This is a genomic window from Streptomyces sp. SID1328, assembly GCF_009865595.1.
GTDB classification, from domain to species: Bacteria; Actinomycetota; Actinomycetes; order Streptomycetales; family Streptomycetaceae; genus Streptomyces; species Streptomyces griseoluteus.
Map to the genome: position 1 here is coordinate 1 of NZ_WWKH01000816.1, position 289 is coordinate 289.

A 289-nucleotide genomic window follows, 5' to 3' on the forward strand; every position below is an offset into this window, starting at 1 on the left:
CCGACGGTGGCGATGGGAGCGCCGTTGTCGCAGACGGCCCCGCGGAAGACCTCGACGGCCTTGCGGGTGTCGTTGCGGACGTTCAGGGACTTCGCGCCCAGACCGCTGACCACGGTGATGCAGTCACCGGGGTGCGTGGAGTACGAGCGCTCGTTGATCTGGATACGGCCCTCGTAGCCGCCCTTGCCCTCGTTGTCGTTGTCGTCGTCGTCCCGGTCGTTGCCCTTGCCCCCGTTGCCCTCGTTGCCCTTGCTGTTGTTGCCCTCGTTGCCCTTGCTGTTGCCGTTGC

Annotated in this window: 1 pseudogene; it reads right to left on the minus strand. The window is 66.8% G+C overall.

The window, feature by feature from the left end:
* Positions 1-289, minus strand: a pseudogene (locus GT030_RS25910) (hypothetical protein); the annotation flags it as partial.